Origin of the sequence: Flavobacterium sp., assembly GCF_049318185.1 — a bacterium.
GTDB lineage: Bacteria > Bacteroidota > Bacteroidia > Flavobacteriales > Flavobacteriaceae > Flavobacterium.
Map to the genome: position 1 here is coordinate 1 of NZ_JBMOGV010000182.1, position 2,951 is coordinate 2,951.

The following is a 2,951-nucleotide window of genomic DNA, read 5'->3' on the forward strand; positions in this document are numbered from 1 at the left end:
CGGTGTTGCCTATGGCGAAACGTGTATCCATTTGAATCCTTATCATTTATAGAGATAACCCTTATACCTTAACTTAACTAAATTGTAAATATTTAATTTACTTTCTATAAAAATTAAATAATAAACAAGTTACCGCCCTATGTGATTCTCATTTCAGCATTGATTGGACAGGAAGAGGCGGTTATATACTGCCATGAAACCTTGTAAATGAGCTTATCGACTGACCGACGGGAATCATTGACCGAGCATTAATTCTCATGAAGAGAGGAAGGGCATCCACCCAATAGCTTGCGATATAACCAGTAAGTGTTAGAAGACGAGGCAAGAGAAGATTGTTCTTAGTTTAAAGACTGTGAAGGAATCCTCTCCCTTGGGTTTCTTATCTCCCTCTCTCTGGGAATCATGGTTTTGTTTACTCTAATAAGGATTAAAAATGATACTTACTTGTGAGCTATGCCAATCTCAATTTTTAACAGAATCAGATCCACACGTAGTCATACCTGGACAAGAAACTAAGATTTACTGTTGGTGCCAAGTAAAACAATCTGGAAAAAAGTATAATGTTTCAAAACTTGAGTATGATAAGGATAAAGAAGCGTTTAATAAGTATGTAGAAGCAAATAAATCTATCTATTTTGGATTGCCTGATTGGGAAGTGGATACCGACAGAACAATATGGGAAGCTGCTTGTAATTATAAGCAGAAAGAGATTAAAGAGCTAGAAGCTGAAAATGCAGATCTTATTCAAGAGATCGAGAAGTTTAAGCGTTATTTAATGCCATGGGGTACCAATGAGTAAATTACCACTAATGCAGCTAGTATATTACAATCCAGTGCTGAATTCTATTTTTGTGTTTGAATCAGAAGCATCATTAATATTTTTATTTGTAGTAAAACAAAGTAAATTAAACCAGTGGGTTTTTTTGGGTGAGCTATAAAAATAAAATTACAGTTTTATTTAGGTAAATATCCCTTCAAAACAAGTATATCATCTATATTATAATAGTTGAATCGGAGAAATTATTAAACTGTTTTTTACTTATTATGGTGGCAAATATAGAATTGCAAAACGCTATCCGCAACCTGCGCATGAAACAATAATAGAGCCGTTCGCTGGGAGTGCTGGATACTCAATTAGATACTCAGCTAAGAATGTTAAACTATTCGATTTAAACGAAAGAGTATGTGGTGTATGGAATTTTTTGATAAATGCTAAAGCCAGTGAAATAATGTCACTGCCTGAATTATTCGAGGATGTACGCGATTTAAAGGTGTGTCAGGAAGCCAAGTGGCTTATTGGCTATTGGTGTAACAAAGGATCTTGTGAACCTCGAAATAAACCCTCTACTTGGATGAAGTCTGGGGTTAGACCAAACTCGCAATGGGGTACGACTATAAAAAACAGAATAGCAAGCCAACTAGACGGGATAAGACACTGGACTTGTGAGCAAAAGTCGTTTGATAAAATTGATAATTTAAATGCTACATGGTTTATAGACCCGCCTTATTCGGCTGAAGCTGGTCGTCTTTACACATATAATGATATTGACTATTCAGCATTAGCTAAATGGTCTAAATCAAGAAATGGACAAAAAATAGTGTGTGAAATGGACGGAGCTAATTGGTTACCCTTTGAAAAATTTCACACAGCAAAAGGTCTTGAAGGCCCAAAGGGTAAAAAGAAAATTAAGGAAGTAATATGGCTAGGATAAACTTCACAAAGTAAATTAAACCAGTGGGTTTTTTTGGGGGAACTGTGAAAGCAACACTAGAGTTTAATTTGCCTGAAGAACGTGATGATCATATTAATGCCTTGTATGGGTCAGTTTACAAGATGAAGATAGACACCATTTACAATGAAGTGTTTCGACCTATTTTTAAGTATGATCAACCTGTTAGAGGAAAAGTATTGTCTGACTCAGAAAAAGAGCTCCTTAAGCATGTTTGGGAGCTGTTGTATGAACACTTCGATGGTATTCTAGATTAGGGTGTTAAATAATTCTTAAATAACTCTTTGCAATGTTTAGATGTTTTGAAACAATCATATAAACATTTCACAGAGAGCAAGAAATGGAAATTAAAGCTACTAGCATCGTAATGGTGCCGATCAATAAGATAATCCCGAACGATAAAAATAATAACATTCATACTGAAGAACAAAAAAGATACGCTAGAAAGATCTTTGACTATCAAGGTTTTAGAGCTCCACTTTTAATATCTAATCGCACTGGTAAACTTGTAGCAGGTCATTTAAGACTTGAGATTGCCAAAGAAAAGGGTGTTAAAGAGCTTCCTTGTATGTTTCAGGACTTTGATAGTGAAGAGCAAGAGTATGCGCATTTAACTGCGGATAATGCTTTAGCTGCACAATCTAGTTTAGATTTTGGGCAGATCAATACTGACATATTAGAGTTCGGGCCTTTTGACATTGAGTTATTAGGAATCAAGGATTTTGTAATTGAGCCTTTAGAAGGTAAATTTCCAGAACTAGAGTCCGGGGAGCCTGATTGCCAGGAAGTAACATTCGTCCTTTCAAACGAGCAAAAAGATATACTTGACGAAGCTATAGCAAAGGCAAAAAAAAAAGAAGACACAAAAGATGAGCTTAATCAAAATTCTAACGGTAATGCCCTTGCAGCAATTGTGAAACGATATGTTTACGGCTAAAGACATACAAATTAAGCTAATTGATTCTGCATCATCTAGGAAAATTGTAGAACGTTTTCACTATTCTGGGAAATGTATGCAAAATTCACAGATTCATTTTGGAGTTTTTCTTAATCAAAAACTAGAAGGTGCTTTGCAATTTGGCCCATCAATAGACAAGAGAAGAATGGCGCAAAATTTAGGAATTGGGTTCAATCAATTCTTAGAGTTAAATAGAATGGCTCTTTCTGATAATTGCCCAAAAAATTCAGAATCAAGATCATTGGGAATATGCCTTAGACTAT

The 2,951-nt window shown here is 35.2% G+C and carries 5 protein-coding genes; all 5 read left to right on the forward strand.

Going from position 1 to position 2,951, the window contains the following annotated elements; translation table 11 throughout:
- Positions 1-433: 433 nt before the first annotated feature.
- Positions 434-799, forward strand: a complete 366-nt coding sequence (locus ACOYLT_RS11185) for a hypothetical protein (RefSeq protein ID WP_422853928.1) — start codon at positions 434-436, stop codon at positions 797-799.
- 430 nt (positions 800-1,229) lie between these two features.
- Positions 1,230-1,712: a hypothetical protein gene (locus ACOYLT_RS11190; RefSeq protein WP_422853929.1), complete on the forward strand. Its 483-nt coding sequence runs from the start codon at positions 1,230-1,232 to the stop codon at positions 1,710-1,712.
- 122 nt (positions 1,713-1,834) lie between these two features.
- Positions 1,835-1,987, forward strand: coding sequence for a hypothetical protein (locus ACOYLT_RS11195; protein ID WP_422853930.1), 153 nt, complete (start codon positions 1,835-1,837; stop codon positions 1,985-1,987).
- Between the two features lie 83 nt (positions 1,988-2,070).
- Positions 2,071-2,667 carry a ParB N-terminal domain-containing protein gene (locus ACOYLT_RS11200; RefSeq protein ID WP_422853931.1) on the forward strand — a complete coding sequence of 199 codons (597 nt, stop codon included), beginning with the start codon at positions 2,071-2,073 and terminating at the stop codon, positions 2,665-2,667.
- 76 nt (positions 2,668-2,743) lie between these two features.
- The coding region (locus ACOYLT_RS11205; RefSeq protein ID WP_422853932.1) for a hypothetical protein at positions 2,744-2,951 on the forward strand (208 nt) is incomplete at its 3' end.